Here is a 17,396-nt window from a genome sequence, read left to right on the forward strand (position 1 = left end):
GCGATAGCCATACCCATGCAATAAATAAGAAGGGGGACAGCCAAGGACGAACAGGGGCCGGATCCCGTTGAAGATGCGGCGCCATCCTCAGAAAACAAACCGGATGCACCGGGCGTGACGGCCGCAATCCCCGTTGGCAGAGCTCCGCTCCTGGTCTATGGGATGTAGACGGTCATTCACGGCCGACCTGCCAAGCGCTGCTTCAGACAGCGCCAGAAAAGTCGATCCGCACCCGGAGGAAACATGCCAAGCGTCGGCACCCTGATCGTGGATACACTGGTCCGGAACGGCATCGACCGGGTCTTCTGCGTCCCCGGCGAAAGCTATCTCGGCCTGCTGGACGCGCTGTACGAGCGGGACGATATCGACACTGTGGTCTGCCGGCACGAAGCCGGCGCCGGGTTCATGGCCCTGGCCGACGCCCGGCTCTCCGGTGTGCCGGGTATCGCCTGTGTCAGCCGCGGCCCCGGTGCCAGCAATGCCGCCATCGCCGTCCATACCGCCCAGCAGGACGGCGTGCCCTTCATCCTCCTCGTCGGCCAGGTGCCGACACAGGACTTGCGGCGGGATTCCTTCCAGGAAATCGACTACGGCCACATGTTCGGCCGGATCGCCAAATGGACCGCCGAGATCACCGACCCGGAGCGGGCCCCGGAGGTCATGCTGCGGGCCCTCGTCACCGCCACGACGGGGACGCCGGGCCCGGTTGTCGTGGTCGTGCCGGAGGACGTGCTGACCGCGAGCCTCGACGCCCTGCCGGTCATCGTCCCGGCACTGCCGGTAATGGCGCCCGACCCGGCCCAACTCGCCACGTTGCGCGATGCCCTCGTCGCGGCCGAACGGCCGCTTGCCATTGTCGGCAGCGCCTTTGACCGGCCCGGCGGCCGCGCGGCCATCGGCGATTTCCTCTCCACCTGGCAGATCCCGGCAGTGGTCTCCTTCCGCCGCCAGGACCTGGTCGACAATACCGAGCGGCACTATGCCGGCGACATGGGGCTGGCCAACCCGGCGGACCAGATGGCGGCGCTGCGCGACGCCGACCTGCTGCTCGTGCTCGGCGCCCGGCTCTCGGACATCACCACCCAGGGCTACAGCTTTCCGCGCATGGTCCGGCCGGAGATGAAACTGGTCCACGTCCACGCTGACCCGGCGCAGATCGGCACCCATTTCGCGCCGGACATCTCGTTCGTCTGCGACCCCATCCGTTTCGTTACTGAAATGGGTTCGAGCACGACACCACCGCCAAACGGCAGGGCGGCCTGGACCGACCGGTTGCGCACCATCCGCAACGGTATCGCCGCGCCGCGCAGCTTTTCCGTTACCGACGGCATGCCGTTCGAGACGGTGATCCACCGGATGGGTGAAATCCTGCCGGAGGACGCCATCGTCACGGTGGATGCCGGCACTTTCGGTGCGCCGGTCTATCGGGTGGTGCCCTTCCGGCCATCCCAGCGGCTTCTGGCGCCGATTTCCGGCGCCATGGGTTTCGGAGTCCCGGCCGCGGTTGCAGCCGGCCTGCGCCGGCCCGGCACGCCGGTGATCTGCCTTGTCGGCGACGGCGGTTTCCTGATGACCGGCAGCGAGCTTTCCGTCGCCATGGAACGCGGTCTGCCGCTGAAGGTGATTCTCTCGGAGAACGGCGTCTATGCGTCGATCCGGATCAACCAGGAGCGCCACTTTCCGGGCCGTCCGGTCGGTACCGGCTTCGTCAATCCGAACCTCGAGCTGATGGGACGGGCCTATGGCTTCGCCGTCACACGGTTGAAGACAGAGGCCGATCTCGACCTCCTGCCGGCGCTTCTCGCCGCGCCCGGGCCGCAATTCATTGTCGTCGATACCAGCTTGGACGCGGTGCTGCCCAGGAACAGTTAGGCGACCGCCCATCAACCATCGAACTGGCCAAACCGGTCCTGGAGTCCAAACTGCCAACAAGGCAACGGGAAGGGAAAGCATTATGAGCGAGCGGAAAGTCGCATTGATCACAGGCGGGGGCGGCGGAATCGGGGCCGCCATGGCCAGGGCGGTCGCGGCACGCGGCGTCCGGATCGCGGTAACCGACATAGATGGCACCGCCGCCGGCAGAGTAGCTGCCGAAATCAACGAGCAGCATGGCGCGGGCTCCGCCATCGCCTTCCCGCACGATGTCTCCGTCGAGGATGACTGTACCAGGGCCGTCGCCGAGACAATCGCCGCCTTCGGCAGCCTCGACATCCTGTTCAACAATGCCGGGATCAGCGTCAGCACCTTCCGGCCCGACGCGGAGACGAACCTGCCCTCCATAGCGGAGGTCACTCCGGAGCTGATGACCAGGTTCTTCACAATCAACTACATGGGCGCCGTGCATATGATCCGCGCCGCGGCGCCGGCCATGGTCGAGCGTGGCTGGGGCCGTGTCGTCAACAACACGACCAGTTTCATTACCATGCTGCGGGTGCTGCCCTACGGCCCCCTGAAAGCCGCCCTGGAGGCGAGCTCCGCGGTCTGGGCGCAGGAACTGGAAGGCACCGGCGTCACCGTCAACGTCCTGGTTCCGGGCGGACCGACCGATACCGCGTTCATCAGCGACGAAGCGGGCATTCCGCGCGCCAAGATGCTGAAGCCCGAGGTGATGGGGCCACCGGCCGCCTGGCTGGCCAGCCCCGAGTCCGACGGGATCACGGGCAAGCGCTACATCGCCGGCTTCTGGAACACGGCCTTGACCGAGCGCGATGCCGCAAAGGAGGCCGGTGCGCCGATCGGCTGGCCCGACCTCGCCGCCGCCACGCGGCTCTGGCCCGGTCAGGAGCCCGGCAAGGGTCCCGGCAAAGGGCTCTAGCGGGGTAAGGGGGGCGAAATCGGAAAACGCCGTCCGGCCGGTCGTCGGCGGGCCATAACTCATTGAATATAATTTAAGGGGGTCTGGCGGAGAGAGAGGGATTCGAACCCTCGGAACGCTTGCGCGCTCAACGGTTTTCGAGACCGTCCCGTTCAACCACTCCGGCACCTCTCCGAACAGGGGCCGGAACATAGCGGGGCGGGTGGCGGGATTCAATACCGGAATTGCATGTCCAGCGTTCCGGCTTTCGCACTGGCCCGCGTCGCCTATTTCAGCCGGTTATTTCAGATGATAGGTCAGGGCGCTGCGGATGAGCAGCCGCAGCGGGTCGAGCGGCAGGGCTGTGCCCTCTCTGAAATGCACCGCGCGATTGCCTTCATACCGGAAGTCATCCGGGAAGAGGCTGCGGAAGTCCGGGATGAGTGTCGTCTGGCAATGGGTATAGAGGGCGAAGCCGCCCTGCTTCGGCAAACCGAGCCGGATGGTGGAGCCTGATCTGGTTTTCGGCGTCAGGTAGGCGGGCTGGCCCCATTTCAGGGTTTCCTCAAGAGGGCCGACCCCCGGCGTCTCCGCCGCCGTCTCGAAGATCAGATCGCGCAGCGCCAGCAGACCTTCCCGCTCCCTCGGAGGAAAGGACTCGTATGCAGCCGCGACGGCCGGATTCTCGAAAGGCGGTATTGCGTATGTCATGATACCGGTCCGCTTCACCCGGCCTGATCGTATCCGGCAGTATATTTCCCGTCAAAAGCACGGCGAAAACGCAATGCGCCTTCCGGCAATTCCGGCCCGGTTTTCCCGGCCTTTGCGCCTGCCCGCGTCGGACACTATATATAGGGGCCTGATCCGGTGACGATGCGGACATCCGGGGCCAACATATCTGCCCCGCAGATTCTCTCAAAAACCGGGCAATCCGCTGTTGACTTGAACGTCGCCAGGAGTATAGTCCGCCGCTCTGACGCGGGAGTAAGTGTCCGCGCGCCCTTTTCATTGCCAGAGTATTGACAATGTTCGCAGTCGTTAAAACCGGCGGTAAACAGTACAAAGTCGCCCCGAACGACGTCATCAAGGTAGAGAAGCTTTCCGGCGATGCCGGTTCTTCCGTTGATCTTGCCGACGTTCTGATGCTGGGTGAAGGCGAAGACCTCACAGTTGGTGCGCCGACTGTCGAAGGTGCTGTTGTACGCGCCGAAGTGCTTGAGCAGACCAAAGGCGACAAGGTCGTCGTCTTTAAAAAGAAGCGCCGTCAGGGCTATCGCCGGACCCGTGGACATCGTCAGGAACTGACGGTTCTGCGTGTGACCGACATCCTGGCCGACGGCAAGAAGAAAGCCGCGCCGAAGAAGGCCGCTGCCAAGAAAGCTCCGGCGAAAGCTGAAGCTCCGGCAGAGGTTTCGGCCGAAGCCGAGACGAAGGAGTAATCCATGGCCCATAAAAAGGCAGGCGGTAGTTCCCGTAACGGTCGCGATTCCGCCGGACGCCGTCTTGGCGTCAAGAAATTCGGTGGCGAAGCCGTGATCCCGGGCAACATCATCATCCGGCAGCGGGGCACCAAGTTCCATCCGGGCGAGAATGTCGGCATGGGACGTGACCACACCCTGTTCGCGCTGTCGGAAGGCAAGGTTGCTTTCCGCCGGAAGAGCAACGGCCGCACCTTCGTGGAAGTGGCGCTGGCTGAAGCAGCAGAATAACGCCGCACCCGCTTCCGGGCGGGTCACGGCTGCGGATGAGGGAACGGTCCTTTGGCTGTTCCCTTTTTTCGTGCCCGAATTCCGGATCTCTGGGCCGGGCCGGGTATTACTGGATGACATGAGATGAAGTTCCTCGATCAGGCCAAGGTGTTTCTGAAAAGCGGCGACGGCGGCCCCGGTTGCGTCAGCTTCCGGCGTGAGGCTTTCATCGAATATGGCGGGCCGGATGGCGGCGATGGCGGTCGCGGCGGCGCCGTGGTGCTGGAATGCGTCGACGGCCTGAACACGCTGATCGACTACCGCTACCAGCAGCATTTCAAGGCCGATAGCGGCCGTCCCGGCTCCGGCGGCAACCGCAGTGGCGCCAGCGGCGGCGACTCCGTGCTGCGCCTGCCTGTCGGAACGCAGGTCCTGGACGACGACCGCGAGCATGTCATCGCCGACCTGACGAGAGTCGGTCAGCGCATCGTCTTGATGAAGGGCGGTGACGGCGGCTTCGGCAACGCGCATTACAAGACATCCACGAACCAGGCGCCGCGCAAGTCCCTGCCCGGCTGGCCGGGTGAGGAAATGTGGGTCTGGCTGCGGCTGAAACTGATCGCCGATGCCGGTCTGCTCGGCCTGCCCAACGCCGGAAAGTCGACCTTCCTGTCCAGTGTCACCCGGGCCCGCCCGAAAATCGCGGATTACCCTTTCACCACCCTGCATCCCGGTCTCGGCGTCGCCACGGTCGGCAAGGATGAATTCGTCATTGCCGATATTCCTGGCCTGATCGAGGGTGCCTCGGAAGGGGCCGGGCTCGGCCACCGCTTCCTCGGCCATGTCGAGCGCTGCGCCGTACTGCTGCATCTGGTCGACGCAACCCAGAACGATCCGGCCGCCGCCTATCGCACCGTGCGCCAGGAGCTTGAGGATTATGGCGGGGGTCTCTCCGACAAGCAGGAGATCGTCGCGCTTTCCAAGATCGATGCGGTGCCCGAGGAAGATATCCCCGTGCTGATCGACATGGTGCAGCAGGAAATCGGCCGTGAGGTCATCACCCTTTCCGCCGTCTCCGGCGCCGGCCTCGATGCCGCACTCGCTGCCCTGATCGGACCCGTTCAGGAAGCGCGCCGGGCGCGTAAGGATGCGGCGGAGAAGGACGACAACGACAACGCCGCGTCCGAAGACGAAACAGAAGGCTCCGAAGAAACCGGCGAGAGTGGAGCCGGCTGGTCTCCCGTATGAGTCCCGACGGCACTGAGCTGCTGAAGACAGCCGGTCTCGACACCGCCGAGCGGATCGTCGTCAAGATCGGCTCTGCCCTGCTCGTGGACGAGGATGGCGGCGAGGTCAGGCGCGACTGGCTGAACTCCCTGGCCGACGATATCGCGGAGCTGAAGGCGCAGGGCAAACAGGTGCTGGTGGTCTCCTCCGGCGCCATCGCCGTCGGACGGCGCCATCTCGGCCTGCCGAAAGGCGCGCTGAAGCTGGAAGAGAAACAGGCCGCCGCCGCGACCGGACAGGTCCGGCTCGCCCATGCCTATCAGGAAGCTCTGGCCCGGCATGGCATCACGGTCGCGCAGGTCTTGCTCTCCCCCGACGATACCGAAGAGCGGCGGCGCCACCTGAACGCGCGCTCCACGCTGACCGCCCTGCTGGGCCTTGGCGCTGTTCCGGTGATCAACGAAAACGATACTGTCGCGACCGAGGAAATCCGTTTCGGGGACAATGACAGGCTCGGCGCCCGCGTCGCCCAGATGGTCAGCGCGGACACCCTGATCCTGCTCTCCGACATCGACGGCCTCTACACCGCCGACCCGCGCCATGATCCCTCAGCCGCGCATCTCCCTTTCGTCGAGCATATCGACGCGGAGATCGAAGCCATGGCCGGGACCGCCGGCAGCGATCACGCGTCGGGCGGCATGGTCACCAAGATCGCCGCCGGGAAGATCGCCACCGCCGCCGGGTGCCGCATGGCCATCGCCAAGGGTTACGCGCCACACCCGCTACGGGCCATCAGTGACGGCGCGCCCGTGACCTGGTTCGCGGCAGCGACCACACCGCGCGGCGCACGCAAGAACTGGATTGCCGGCTCTCTCACGCCAAAAGGCTCTCTCACCCTTGATGAGGGCGCCCTGAAAGCGCTGACACGCGGCAAGAGCCTGCTGCCCGCAGGTGTCACGAAGGTCGGCGGCGCTTTCGAGCGCGGCGACCTGGTGGAAATCCTCGATCCGGCGGGGCGGCCGGTCGCACGCGGGCTTTCGGCCTACAGTGCGGCGGATGCCAAGCTGATCGCGGGGTACAAATCCCGTGAAATAGAACGTGTCCTCGGCTACCGTGGCCGCGACGAGTTGGTCCACAGGGACGATCTGGTGCTTGAGCGCTGACCGGCGCGCACCGAAGGAAATTTGGGAGCAAGCGGACCCATGGCCATTCTTGAGATCGACAGCACGGATAATGGCGACATTGCCGGGATGATGTCCGGCCTCGGCGCAGCCGCGCGTGAGGCCTCAGCCGCCCTCGCCGTTGCGACAACGGAACAAAAAAATGCGGCGCTGAAAGGTGCTGCCGAAGCGATCCGTGCCTCCCTGCCGCAAATCCTGGAAGCGAACGCGAAAGACCTTGATTTCGCAAACGAAAAAGGCGTTCGCGAGTCCCTGATGGACCGGCTGAAACTGGATGCGGACCGGATCGAGGCCATCGCCCAGGGCATGGAAGACGTCGCCGCCCTGCCGGATCCGATCGGCGGTGTGATGGCCGAGTGGGACCGCCCGAACGGGCTGAAAATCGCCCGCGTCCGGGTGCCTCTCGGCGTCATCGGCATCATCTATGAATCCCGCCCGAACGTGACCGCGGATGCCGGCAGTCTCTGCCTCAAATCCGGCAATGCAGCGATCCTGCGTGGCGGCTCGGAAAGCTTCCATTCCTCGAACGCGCTGGTCGAGTGCCTGCATCAGGGGCTGAAAGCCGCCGGTCTTCCGGAAGCCGCGGTGCAACTGATCCCGACCCGCGACCGCGCGGCTGTCGGCGCGCTTCTGACCATGAACGACACGGTGGACATCATCGTGCCGCGCGGCGGCAAGAGCCTGATTGAGCGGGTGCAGAAGGAAAGCCGGATTCCTGTCATCGCCCATCTCGACGGCGTCTGCCATGTCTATGTCGACGCGGCGGCGGACCCGGATATGGCCCGCGATATTGCACTGAATTCGAAAATGCGCCGGACCAGCGTCTGCGGTTCCGCCGAAACACTCCTGATCGACAAAAAAGTCGCGGCGGCTCAGCTCCCGGGCATCGCGTCCGCGCTCCGGGAAGCAGGGTGCGTTCTGAAAGGCGACGCTGCCGCGCGGAAAATCGTTCCGGATATGCAAGAAGCGACCGAAGCAGACTGGTCGACGGAGTATCTCGACGCAATTCTCTCGATCCGGGTGGTCGACGGCGTTGATGCGGCAATCGACCATATCAACGGCTACGGCTCGCACCACACGGACAGCATCGTGACCGGTGACGCGGCTGCGGCCGCGCGTTTTACCGCCCGGGTGGACAGCGCCATCGTGCTGCATAATGCCTCGACCCAGTTCGCCGATGGCGGCGAGTTCGGCATGGGCGCCGAGATCGGCATTTCCACCGGCAAACTGCACGCGCGGGGGCCTGTCGGTGCGGAACAGCTCACCAGCTTCAAATATGTCGTGACCGGGACCGGCCAGACGCGCCCGTGAGCGGGCAGCAGCGTCGTACCGGCACCATGTCATGATCAAAAACCCCAGGGCCCGCCGTTTCCTTGCCGCCGCGCGCGGCAAGACCATCGCCGTGATGGGCGGGTCCTTCAATCCGGCGCACAAGGGCCATCTCGACGTCGCGCTTTACGCTCTGCGGAAGTTGCGGGCGGACGAGGTCTGGTGGATGGTCTCGCCGCAAAACCCGCTGAAGACCGCGGATGACATGGCGCCGTTCGCCGAGCGCATGGCCTCGGCCGAGCAGCTTGCCCGGCATCACTCCAGAATACGGGTGACGGATATCGAGGTTCTGCTCGGCACGCAGTTCACCGCCGACACGCTCTGCACCCTGGTCGGCAACGCCAGGGATACCCGTTTCATCTGGGTTATGGGGGCGGATAATCTGGTCGGCTTTCACCGCTGGGCTGCATGGCAACAAATCTTCAACAGTGTCGTCATTGCAGTTTTCGACCGTCCATCCTATTCTCTAAGGGCCTTGTCGGGCCCGGCGGCCCGCCGTTTTGCCAGGAAGCGTCTCCGGGAGCGTTCCGGTTCGCTGCTTCGCAATCGACGGGCACCGGCGTGGGTGTTCTTTCACACCCCGCTCAATCCGTTGTCCGCTACCCGTATCCGGTATGGGGCGGAACAGTAGGACAGACGGACGCTTACCCTGACATGTGCTACAAACTGGCGCCGTTCCGGATTAACGGTGCCACACTATTTGATCGGCTTAGCGCCATTGGCGCGAAAGGAGACTGTCATACCGAAAAAAACCGCTCTCCCTTCAAGGGAAAGCCTCGTCGATCTGGCCTCTCGCTCGCTCGACGATATTAAGGCTGAGGATCTGGTCGTTATCGACCTCGAAGGCAAAACCTCGATATGCGATCACATGATCATCGCAAGCGGGCGGTCCAGCCGCCAAGTCGCCGCCTTGGCGGAACACCTCATCGAGACACTGAAATCCGCCGGCGTAAAGGGAATCTCGGTAGAGGGTCTCTCGCAAGGCGATTGGGTTCTGGTCGATGCCGGTGACATCATCGTGCACCTGTTCCGACCGGAAGTTCGCGAATTCTACGGACTTGAGAAAATGTGGGGCAGCGAGCTCGCCGACAGCGGCAGGACCGTTCAGGTCGGCAGCATGGACGATGCCCGGGAATTTGCCCACGCCTGAATAACTGACCGGCAGGTGGCGCGGCGCCGATAGCACGGACTGGCGCCCGCCTCGACATCCGCGGTCCCGGAATGCATTCATGAAACTGACCCTGGCTGCGGTCGGCAAAGCTCGTCGTGACGTCCATTCGGACCTGTTCGCCCACTACAAAGGGCGTCTTTCCTGGCCGCTGGAACTCCGCGAAGTCGATATCCGCCGCAAGCTTCCACCCGAGCAGATGCAGGAGGAAGAGGCCGCCCAGCTTCTTGCTCTTGTGCCGGACGGCGCAATCGCCGTGGTGCTGGACGAGCGCGGCAAGGCGCTTTCGAGTGCCGAGTTCGCAGACAAGATCGGCACCTGGCGTGACGATGGTATCAGGGACATCGTCTTTCTGATCGGCGGCGCGGACGGACATCATGAGCGCGTCCGGCGCCGGGCGGATCTGCTGTTCTCTCTCGGCCGGGCAACCTGGCCGCACATGCTGGTGCGCGGGATGATCGCCGAGCAGCTTTACCGGGCACAGCAAATCCTGGCCGGACATCCCTATCATCGGGAATGATTCGGCCATGAACATGCATGACCCAACTGGCGGAAATCTGTATAAACCGGAACCATGACCGAGCAGCTGAACAAACCGCGTCCCGTCGTCCTCTGCATCATGGACGGCTGGGGACAGCGCAGCGAGCGTGACAACAATGCCGTCGCCCTCGCCAACACCCCGAATGTCGATCGCCTGACCGCTTCCGAGCCAAGCGGCTACATGCGCGCCAGCGGCGCCGATGTCGGCCTGCCGGACGGGCAGATGGGCAATTCCGAAGTCGGGCACATGAATCTCGGCGCCGGGCGCGTGGTCATGCAGGACCTGCCCCGCATCAGCAAGGCTGTTACCGATGGCACCCTCGCCGACATCACCGCGCTGAAGGCGCTGATCGAAAAGGCCAAAGCCGGCACCGGCCGCTGCCATTTGCTCGGCCTGACATCTCCCGGCGGTGTGCATGCGCACCAGTCCCATATCGCCGCCCTGGCCCGTGTGCTGACGGACGCCGGTATCGACGTTCTGGTCCATGCCTTCCTCGACGGCCGGGACACCCCGCCGAAGAGCGCCCGCGGCGATATCGAACGCCTGCTGGCCGATCTTCCGGACGGCGCGAAGATCGCCACACTTTCTGGCCGCTTCTATGCCATGGATCGTGACAATCGCTGGGAGCGCGTGGAACAGGCCTACAAGGTCATTGCGGAAGCGGAAGGAAACACTGCCTCCGACCCACTCTCGGAAATAGACCGGGCCTATGCTGCCGGGGAGACGGACGAGTTCGTCACGCCGGCCACGATGCCGGGTTATGACGGCGTGAGGGATGGCGACGTCCTGCTGTCGGCCAACTTCCGCGCCGACCGGATGCGGGAAATCCTGGCTAGCCTGCTCGATCCCGCATTCGACGGCTTTGCCCGCGCGCGCCCGCTTAAATTCGCCGCCGCAGCCGGCATGGTGAGCTATTCCAGCGCGCTTGACCCGTTCCTGTCCGTGCTGTTCCCCGCCATTGATCTGAAGAACACCCTCGGCGAAACAGTCGCGAATGCAGGCCTTGCCCAGCTGCGCATGGCCGAGACCGAGAAATACCCGCACGTCACCTTTTTCCTGAATGGCGGCCGCGAGGAAGTGTTCGAGGGCGAGGACCGGATCATGGTGCCGTCCCCGAAAGTGCGGACCTATGACATGCAGCCGGAAATGTCCGCGCCGGAGCTGACCGACAAGCTGGTCGGCGCGATCGAGAGCGGCAAGTACGACCTGATCGTCTGCAACTTCGCCAACCCGGACATGGTCGGCCATACCGGCAGTCTGGAAGCGGCGATCAAGGCCGTGGAAACCGTCGATGGCGCTGTCGGCAAGATCGAGGCAGCCCTGCGGAAGACCGGCGGCTGCATGTTCCTGACTGCCGATCACGGCAATTGCGAAATGATGCAGGATCCGGAAACCGGCGGGCCGCATACCGCGCATACCACCAATCTGGTGCCGACCGTTCTGGTCAATGCACCTGCCGGGATCGAGAGCCTCGCAACCGGCCGCCTCGCGGATGTCGCCCCGACCCTGCTGGACCTGCTCGGCGTGGCCCAGCCCGCCGGCATGACCGGCACTTCCATGTTGCGCACCAGCGCCGCCAGCGCGGCAGAGTAGCGACGGCCCGCGCCATGATCCGCGCCCCATGGACACGCACCATGAGGAGCAAACGCGACATGACCGGCCGGGTGCCGATGTCCGTCGCGATGCTCGCACTGGCCGGGCTGCTCGCCGTGACAGCGGCGGCGCGCGGCGCTGAGTCGTTGCCGGACGCTGAAACCCTGGATCACAATCTCGACCAGGTGGAAAAGGCCCTGCGGAACGGCGCCGCACGGAAACATGATCTGGACGATCTGGCTAACAGCGTAGAGCAGGAATTGCAGCGTCTGCGGCACGCTCTGGTCCAGGCTGCCGAAGCCACGCAGAAACGGGAAGCTGCACTGACCGCCGTCGAGCAGAAGCTTGCTGATCTCAAGACCAAACGAACCTTGAGCGCCGAAGCCCTCGGGGTGAAGAAGCGACAGCTCGCACATGTCTCCGGCGCCCTCCGCCGCCTGGCAGCGCGACCGCCCGTCGCCATGGTCGCCTCCCCCGCCGACCCGCTCGACACCGTACACACGGCCATGCTTCTCAGTTCCGTCGCACCGAGCCTGCGCCGGGATGCCCGGCAGCTCGCGACCGAGATTGCCAGGCACGAAGCTGTTGAGCGCGGGATCATGGACGAAAAACGGCGCCTCGCCTCCGCCACCAGCGCGCTGGATCGGGAACGGGCAACCGTTGCCGCTCTGCTCAAGGAGAAGCAGGAAGCACGACGGTCGATGGCGAAAGAACGATCCGCAGTGGTCGACAGGCTGAATGCGCTGGCAGCCTCGGCACGGGACCTGCGCGACCTGATGCAGAAAATCGAACGCCACAAGGCAGCGGGAGATAAAGCACGGGCCCGGCTGGATTCGATGGTCCAGAAAGACGCGATACCGTCCGGCGAGAGTGTGGTAGCGCCGGGCGCCGCACCTGCTGGCTCTGTCAGCGCAACACCCGGCAAAACGACTGTTTCACCGGATTTCGTGGCAGACCTGCCGACGGGCCCGGAGATCGGTGCGAGCAAAGGCGGGCTGACCTATCCGGCTACAGGCGAAATCAGCCAGCGATACGGTGTCGCGAACCGGTTGGGCCTGACCGAACAGGGGGTTGTGATCGCGACACGCGAAAACGCGCAAGTCGTTGCCCCTTTTGACGGAAAAGTCATTTATGCCGGACCGTTTCGCGGATATGGTCAGATTGTGATGATTGAACATGACCAAGACTACCTTACCTTGATGGCAGGGATGTCTCTGGTCGATGTTCAGGTCGGGCAGGGCGTGCTTGCAGGCGAGCCTGTGGCTCGCATGGGAGATGCTGGGACGGGTGCGGACGGAACCGAGGGGCTGTATGTGGAGTTTCGCCACAATGGCGCCCCGATTGATCCGCTACCATGGTGGTCCGCGCGCACGAACAAGGTAAGGCGATGATGAAATCGATCCGTCAGACGAAATTCTGGTCCAGAGCCGCTTTGGTCGGTGCCGTAGCCGCGACCGCGTTTCTGTTCGTGCCGCCATCGGAAGATGCCAAGGCGCAGCTGCAGCCGACCCACGACACCTATGATCAGCTCAAGCTGTTCGCCGACGTGTTCGAGCGGGTTCGCTCCGAATATGTCGAGGAAGTCACCGACCAGGAGCTGATGGAAGCGGCCATCAACGGCATGCTGACCAATCTCGATCCTCATTCCAGCTTTCTCAATTCCAAGAGCTTCCGCGACATGCGGGTGCAGACCAAGGGCGAGTTCGGTGGCCTCGGTATCGAGGTTTCCATGGAGAACGGCCTGGTGAAGGTCGTCTCCCCGATCGACGACACACCGGCAGCGGAAGCCGGGCTGGAGCCGGGTGACCTGATCACCCATCTCGATGGCGAGCCTGTCATGGGCCTGACCCTCGGCCAGGCCGTCGAAAAGATGCGCGGCCCGGTCGATTCCGATCTGACCATCTCGATCCGGCGCGGCGCGAAAGAGCCGTTCGATGTCACCCTCACCCGCGCGGTCATCAAGATCCGCTCCGTACGCTCCCGGATGATCGATGATGTCGGCTATATCCGGATCACCACCTTCAACGAGCAGACCACCTCCGGCCTGAAGAAGGCGATCGACAAGATCAAGGCCGAGAAAGGCGATCAGCTTACCGGCTACGTGATTGACCTGCGTAACAACCCGGGCGGCCTGCTGGACGAAGCGATCACGGTTTCCGACGCCTTCCTGGAACAGGGTGAGATTGTCTCCACCCGCGGCCGCGATCCGGAGAATGCTTCCCGCGTTCACGCCAAGCCCGGCGATCTGACCGACGGCAAGCCGCTCGTGGTGCTGATCAATGGCGGTTCGGCCTCCGCTTCCGAAATCGTCGCCGGCGCGCTGCAGGACCATCGCCGCGCGATCCTGCTCGGCACCAAGAGTTTCGGCAAGGGATCGGTCCAGACCATCATCCCGCTTTCCGGACAGGTTGCGATGCGGCTGACCACGGCGCGCTATTACACACCGTCCGGCCGCTCGATCCAGCAAACCGGGATCGAGCCGGACATCGACGTGCCGCTGGCCCGCATCGAAAAGCTTGATAATGGACGCGGACGCCGGGAAGCCGACTTGCGCGGCGCCCTGAACAATCCGGCAGGCAATGGCGACGATTCCCCGGGCGCCGTACCAGCCGACGGTGATGACACCGCAGAGAAAAAACCCGAGCAGGAAGATTATCAGCTCGCCCGGGCCATCGATCTGCTACGGGGCATTGACCTCTACCAACAGCGCATCGTGAATTGAAGCTACCCATACCAAAAATCAGCCTGAAACTGCCGGGACTTCCGTTTCGTAAACGGGGCCCGGCAGACGGCGTTGAAGACGATATCGCGGGCGGTAGCGAGCAGCCGCGAAAGACCAGCCGGATTGGCAAAATCCTGCGCATGGCCGGAATGGCGGTGCTCGGCATATCCGTGATCGGCGGCCTTGGCGCTGTCGTCGGATGGCTGGTCGTGAACGGCCCGGAAACCGTCGCCGAGCGTGAGGCCCGGCGACCGGTTCTTACGGTAGCCGTCCTTGAGGACGGCGCCGTTCCGGAACCGAATACAAGTCTCGACAATAAACCCGCGCCGATGCCCGACAGCCATGGTGACGATCACGCCATGGCCAACAATGAGGGTGACGGTCAGGGACCGGAACACGACTCAGCCCCGGATGGGCAAGAGCCGCATGATCCCAATCAGGCCGGTCAAGAAGACCCCGCACTGGCCGAACAAAAAGGCCCCAGGTTCGAGCTCGCGCTCATCGAGGAAACCGAGAAGGGTATGCTCCCGATGGTGGCTCCCGACGGGCGCAAGGCGTGGGAGACCTATGCCCGGCCCTTCGACGGAGATACGAAACGTCCCCGCATCGCCATCATCATGACCCGGATGGGTATATCCCACTCCCTGACGGAGGCAGCGGCCGAAGTTCTTCCCCCCGAAATCTCATTCTCCTTCTCACCCGCCGCGAGCGATCTGGACAACCAGGTCGCAATGGCCCAGCGGGCCGGGCATGAGATTTTCCTCGATATTCCGATGGAGCCGTTCGGGTATCCGATCAACGACCCGGGACCCTTGACGCTCCTCACCTCGCTCAGTGCAGTCGACAATCTCAACCGGCTGGAATCCGCGCTTGGCCGGACCGTCGGCTATGCCGGTGTGATCGGTGTGAAAGGCTCCCAGTTCACCACTGACGAAGAGGCGTTGACCCCAGTCCTTGCAGTCCTGAAGGAACGCGGGTTGATGTATGTGGACAGCGCTGCGACGTCGCGGACCATCGCGCTGGAAATCGCAGGCACCATCCAGCTTCCCCGGGCCGTTGCAAACGCGAATATCGACGACAATCCGGCTATTTCGGAAATGGAGCGGCGGTTCGCAGCCCTAGAGCGAACCGCGCGGCGCACAGGATACGCGCTCGGTGTCGTCCCGCCCCTGCCCCTGACAATCGACCTGCTTGCCTCCTGGGTCTCGACGCTCGCCGAACGTGGTTTCACACTGGTGCCAGCGACGGCGATCGCAAACAAGCAAAGCCTGCGCTAGCCACAGATAGAATGGATCATGCCGCTTATGGCGACCGAACCGGCCACTCTTCCTTACCGTCCCTGCGTCGGGATTGTCCTGATCAATGACGAAGGAAAGGTTTTTATCGGTCGGCGTGCGGACATGAGGCCCGCTGCCTGGCAGATGCCGCAGGGCGGCGTAGACGACGGCGAGGACCCACTGCAAGCCGGCCTGCGCGAACTCGCCGAGGAGACCGGTGTCACCGCCTGTGAAGTGCTCGACATGACACCGGACTGGCTGACCTACGACTTTCCTCCCGAAGCAGTCCGCAAGGGGATCAAATCCCGATATCGGGGGCAGAAGCAGAAATGGATCCTGGCCCGCTACACCGGAGCGGACGCGGATATCGACCTCTCTGGCCATACAATCGAGTTCGACGCCTGGCGCTGGGTCGGCTGCGATGAGGTGCTTCGCCTGATCGTGGACTTCAAACGGCCCGTTTATCAGGCTGCCCTCAACCAATTCGCGCGATTCCTGATGCGCTAGTCTTCTTGCCTTCAGACACGGGACTGTTAGGGTTGTGTCTGACTGGTGGTCAACACTGTGAGTTTCCCCATGGCCGCGGACCGCCGGTCGAGCAAAACATAAGGCCGATTAAGCGATGTCCGGGGCCGCCAGCAACCTCCCACAAACATTCGAGCGTCGCGGGACTTGCGTCCCTCTGGTGTCGGTACCGGCATTCAATCATCTACGTGTGCGCGAATATCTAGGTGGCCGTGGACGCTTGCTGGAAGCGACGATTCCGAATTTCTCCGGCACCCGCCGGGGCGAGTTCGCCATTGTCGACTGGAAGCAACTCCCAAGTATGGGGGTGCTGTCCGAGCGTGACGAAGAGGTCCATGGCCGCGTTCTGGGAACACGGAATGCGCAGGATCTGGATCCGATCAATATCCGCTCCATCCTGCAGCAGGCCGATGCGGCCTATAATCCTGACGAGGAACACCGCCGTCTCGCCCGCGAGCAGGCACAGCGCGATATTGAGGAAAGAGAGCTCGTCCGGATGTCCTGCATCGCCCAGATGACACGCGAGTGCGGCGTGGCTCAAGGCGATGCCTTCATGGCCCGGGCGAGTACGCAGACTTTGCTGAATTTGATGACCGGCAAAAGTGCGACCTCAGAGTTCCGTATAGACGAGCTGGTCTCCAAGGTAATGTCTCACACGGCATTGCGCGCCGGATGCACGGTGAATGAGGTCCGGGACTGGCTTGAACCGTTGGTCGGCCTTATCGCACCGTTTGGCTCTGTCGCCTCAGACAAGGAGAAAAAGACCGACGGCTTCCTTTTCCGCCAGCATCTCCGGTTGCTGGAACTTCGGGGCTCTCTGCAGGTCTATGCGGCTGAATCTCGTCCCGAGGTCGTTGATTCGGTCAACCTTGTTCTCAGGGTGGTAGATCAAACGATCGGCTATGTGAGCGAGCGGATCGTCACACTAGACACGCTGCTGGCCAGTATCGCCGGCATGTTCTCGAAGGTCGATGATTCGGTCTCCAAGCTGCAGAAGCTGCGGCGGGAAGTCGCCTACGGGCTGGATGGCTGGGATGACCTTGTGTCGATCTGGCTGGACGCGTTCGAGAACAGGCACCTGATCGGCGGCGAAGCCGGTCTGGAGCGCGCCATTATTCATATCCTCTGGCATTTGCCGGTCCTGCCATACAAGGAATTGCACGGGGACGCTTTCGACACGCAGTCTTCGGTCGAACGGGCACGGGTCAAGATCGTCAGCCAAATGCATTCCTGGCAAACCGACGAACTCGATCATGAGCTGAAAGACCGGGTGGACAAGGGCAAGGACAAGGCCGCCGAGGAAAAAACCAGCTGGTAGGCTCCCAAACTGGTTCGCAAAACGCAAAACGGA

General features: G+C 63.5%; 16 protein-coding genes, 1 tRNA gene and 1 pseudogene. 16 read left to right on the forward strand and 2 right to left on the reverse strand.

Features of this window, described 5'->3' with window-relative positions:
• Positions 1–243 precede the first annotated feature (243 nt).
• On the forward strand, positions 244–1,872 hold the full coding sequence (locus IG629_RS12205) for a thiamine pyrophosphate-binding protein (RefSeq protein ID WP_193172221.1): 1,629 nt from the start codon (positions 244–246) through the stop codon (positions 1,870–1,872).
• An 82-nt stretch (positions 1,873–1,954) separates the two neighbouring features.
• Positions 1,955–2,815, forward strand: coding sequence for an SDR family NAD(P)-dependent oxidoreductase (locus tag IG629_RS12210; protein WP_193172222.1), 861 nt, complete (start codon positions 1,955–1,957; stop codon positions 2,813–2,815).
• Between the two features lie 84 nt (positions 2,816–2,899).
• Here the strand turns inward: IG629_RS12210 and IG629_RS12215 are convergent.
• Positions 2,900–2,989, reverse strand: a tRNA-Ser gene (locus tag IG629_RS12215).
• Between the two features lie 105 nt (positions 2,990–3,094).
• Positions 3,095–3,505 (reverse strand): DUF1801 domain-containing protein, encoded by a 411-nt coding sequence (locus IG629_RS12220; protein WP_193172223.1) that lies wholly within the window; start codon positions 3,503–3,505, stop codon positions 3,095–3,097.
• Positions 3,506–3,819: 314 nt separating this feature from the next.
• On the opposite strand from IG629_RS12220, the pseudogene rplU reads away from it, so the two are divergent.
• The 14 genes and pseudogenes from rplU to IG629_RS12290 all read left to right on the forward strand — a co-directional run.
• Positions 3,820–4,128: pseudogene (gene rplU / locus IG629_RS12225) on the forward strand (50S ribosomal protein L21); the annotation flags it as partial.
• Positions 4,129–4,236: 108 nt separating this feature from the next.
• Positions 4,237–4,503 (forward strand): 50S ribosomal protein L27, encoded by a 267-nt coding sequence (gene rpmA / locus IG629_RS12230; RefSeq protein WP_028466096.1) that lies wholly within the window; start codon positions 4,237–4,239, stop codon positions 4,501–4,503.
• A gap of 123 nt (positions 4,504–4,626) precedes the next feature.
• Entirely contained in the window at positions 4,627–5,730 is a 1,104-nt protein-coding gene (gene obgE / locus IG629_RS12235) for a GTPase ObgE (protein ID WP_193172225.1), read from the forward strand.
• Positions 5,727–6,872: a glutamate 5-kinase gene (proB, locus tag IG629_RS12240; RefSeq protein WP_193172226.1), complete on the forward strand. Its 1,146-nt coding sequence runs from the start codon at positions 5,727–5,729 to the stop codon at positions 6,870–6,872. The genes obgE and proB overlap by 4 nt, the downstream gene beginning before the upstream one ends.
• 39 nt (positions 6,873–6,911) lie before the next feature.
• Positions 6,912–8,201, forward strand: coding sequence for a glutamate-5-semialdehyde dehydrogenase (locus IG629_RS12245; protein ID WP_193172227.1), 1,290 nt, complete (start codon positions 6,912–6,914; stop codon positions 8,199–8,201).
• 31 nt (positions 8,202–8,232) lie between these two features.
• Positions 8,233–8,850 (forward strand): nicotinate-nucleotide adenylyltransferase, encoded by a 618-nt coding sequence (locus IG629_RS12250; RefSeq protein ID WP_193172228.1) that lies wholly within the window; start codon positions 8,233–8,235, stop codon positions 8,848–8,850.
• 87 nt (positions 8,851–8,937) lie between these two features.
• A complete protein-coding gene (rsfS, locus tag IG629_RS12255) occupies positions 8,938–9,369 on the forward strand; it encodes a ribosome silencing factor (protein ID WP_193172229.1) in 432 nt (143 codons plus the stop codon).
• A 79-nt stretch (positions 9,370–9,448) separates the two neighbouring features.
• Positions 9,449–9,907: a 23S rRNA (pseudouridine(1915)-N(3))-methyltransferase RlmH gene (gene rlmH, locus IG629_RS12260; RefSeq protein ID WP_193172230.1), complete on the forward strand. Its 459-nt coding sequence runs from the start codon at positions 9,449–9,451 to the stop codon at positions 9,905–9,907.
• 54 nt (positions 9,908–9,961) lie between these two features.
• Positions 9,962–11,521, forward strand: coding sequence for a 2,3-bisphosphoglycerate-independent phosphoglycerate mutase (gene gpmI, locus IG629_RS12265; RefSeq protein WP_193172231.1), 1,560 nt, complete (start codon positions 9,962–9,964; stop codon positions 11,519–11,521).
• Between the two features lie 41 nt (positions 11,522–11,562).
• The gene (locus IG629_RS12270; RefSeq protein WP_193172232.1) at positions 11,563–12,912 is read left to right on the forward strand and encodes a murein hydrolase activator EnvC family protein; all 1,350 of its coding nucleotides are present in this window, start codon (positions 11,563–11,565) and stop codon (positions 12,910–12,912) included.
• Positions 12,912–14,243: a S41 family peptidase gene (locus tag IG629_RS12275; protein WP_193172239.1), complete on the forward strand. Its 1,332-nt coding sequence runs from the start codon at positions 12,912–12,914 to the stop codon at positions 14,241–14,243. The genes IG629_RS12270 and IG629_RS12275 overlap by 1 nt, the downstream gene beginning before the upstream one ends.
• Positions 14,240–15,520 (forward strand): divergent polysaccharide deacetylase family protein, encoded by a 1,281-nt coding sequence (locus IG629_RS12280; protein ID WP_193172233.1) that lies wholly within the window; start codon positions 14,240–14,242, stop codon positions 15,518–15,520. Before IG629_RS12275 ends, IG629_RS12280 begins: the two co-directional genes overlap by 4 nt.
• A 27-nt stretch (positions 15,521–15,547) precedes the next feature.
• A complete protein-coding gene (locus IG629_RS12285; protein WP_193172234.1) occupies positions 15,548–16,027 on the forward strand; it encodes an RNA pyrophosphohydrolase in 480 nt (159 codons plus the stop codon).
• Between the two features lie 178 nt (positions 16,028–16,205).
• Complete coding sequence (locus IG629_RS12290; protein ID WP_193172235.1) at positions 16,206–17,363, forward strand: hypothetical protein; 1,158 nt, start codon at positions 16,206–16,208, stop codon at positions 17,361–17,363.
• Positions 17,364–17,396 lie beyond the last annotated feature (33 nt).

Origin of the sequence: Nisaea nitritireducens, assembly GCF_014904795.1 — a bacterium.
Lineage (GTDB): Bacteria > Pseudomonadota > Alphaproteobacteria > Thalassobaculales > Thalassobaculaceae > Nisaea > Nisaea nitritireducens.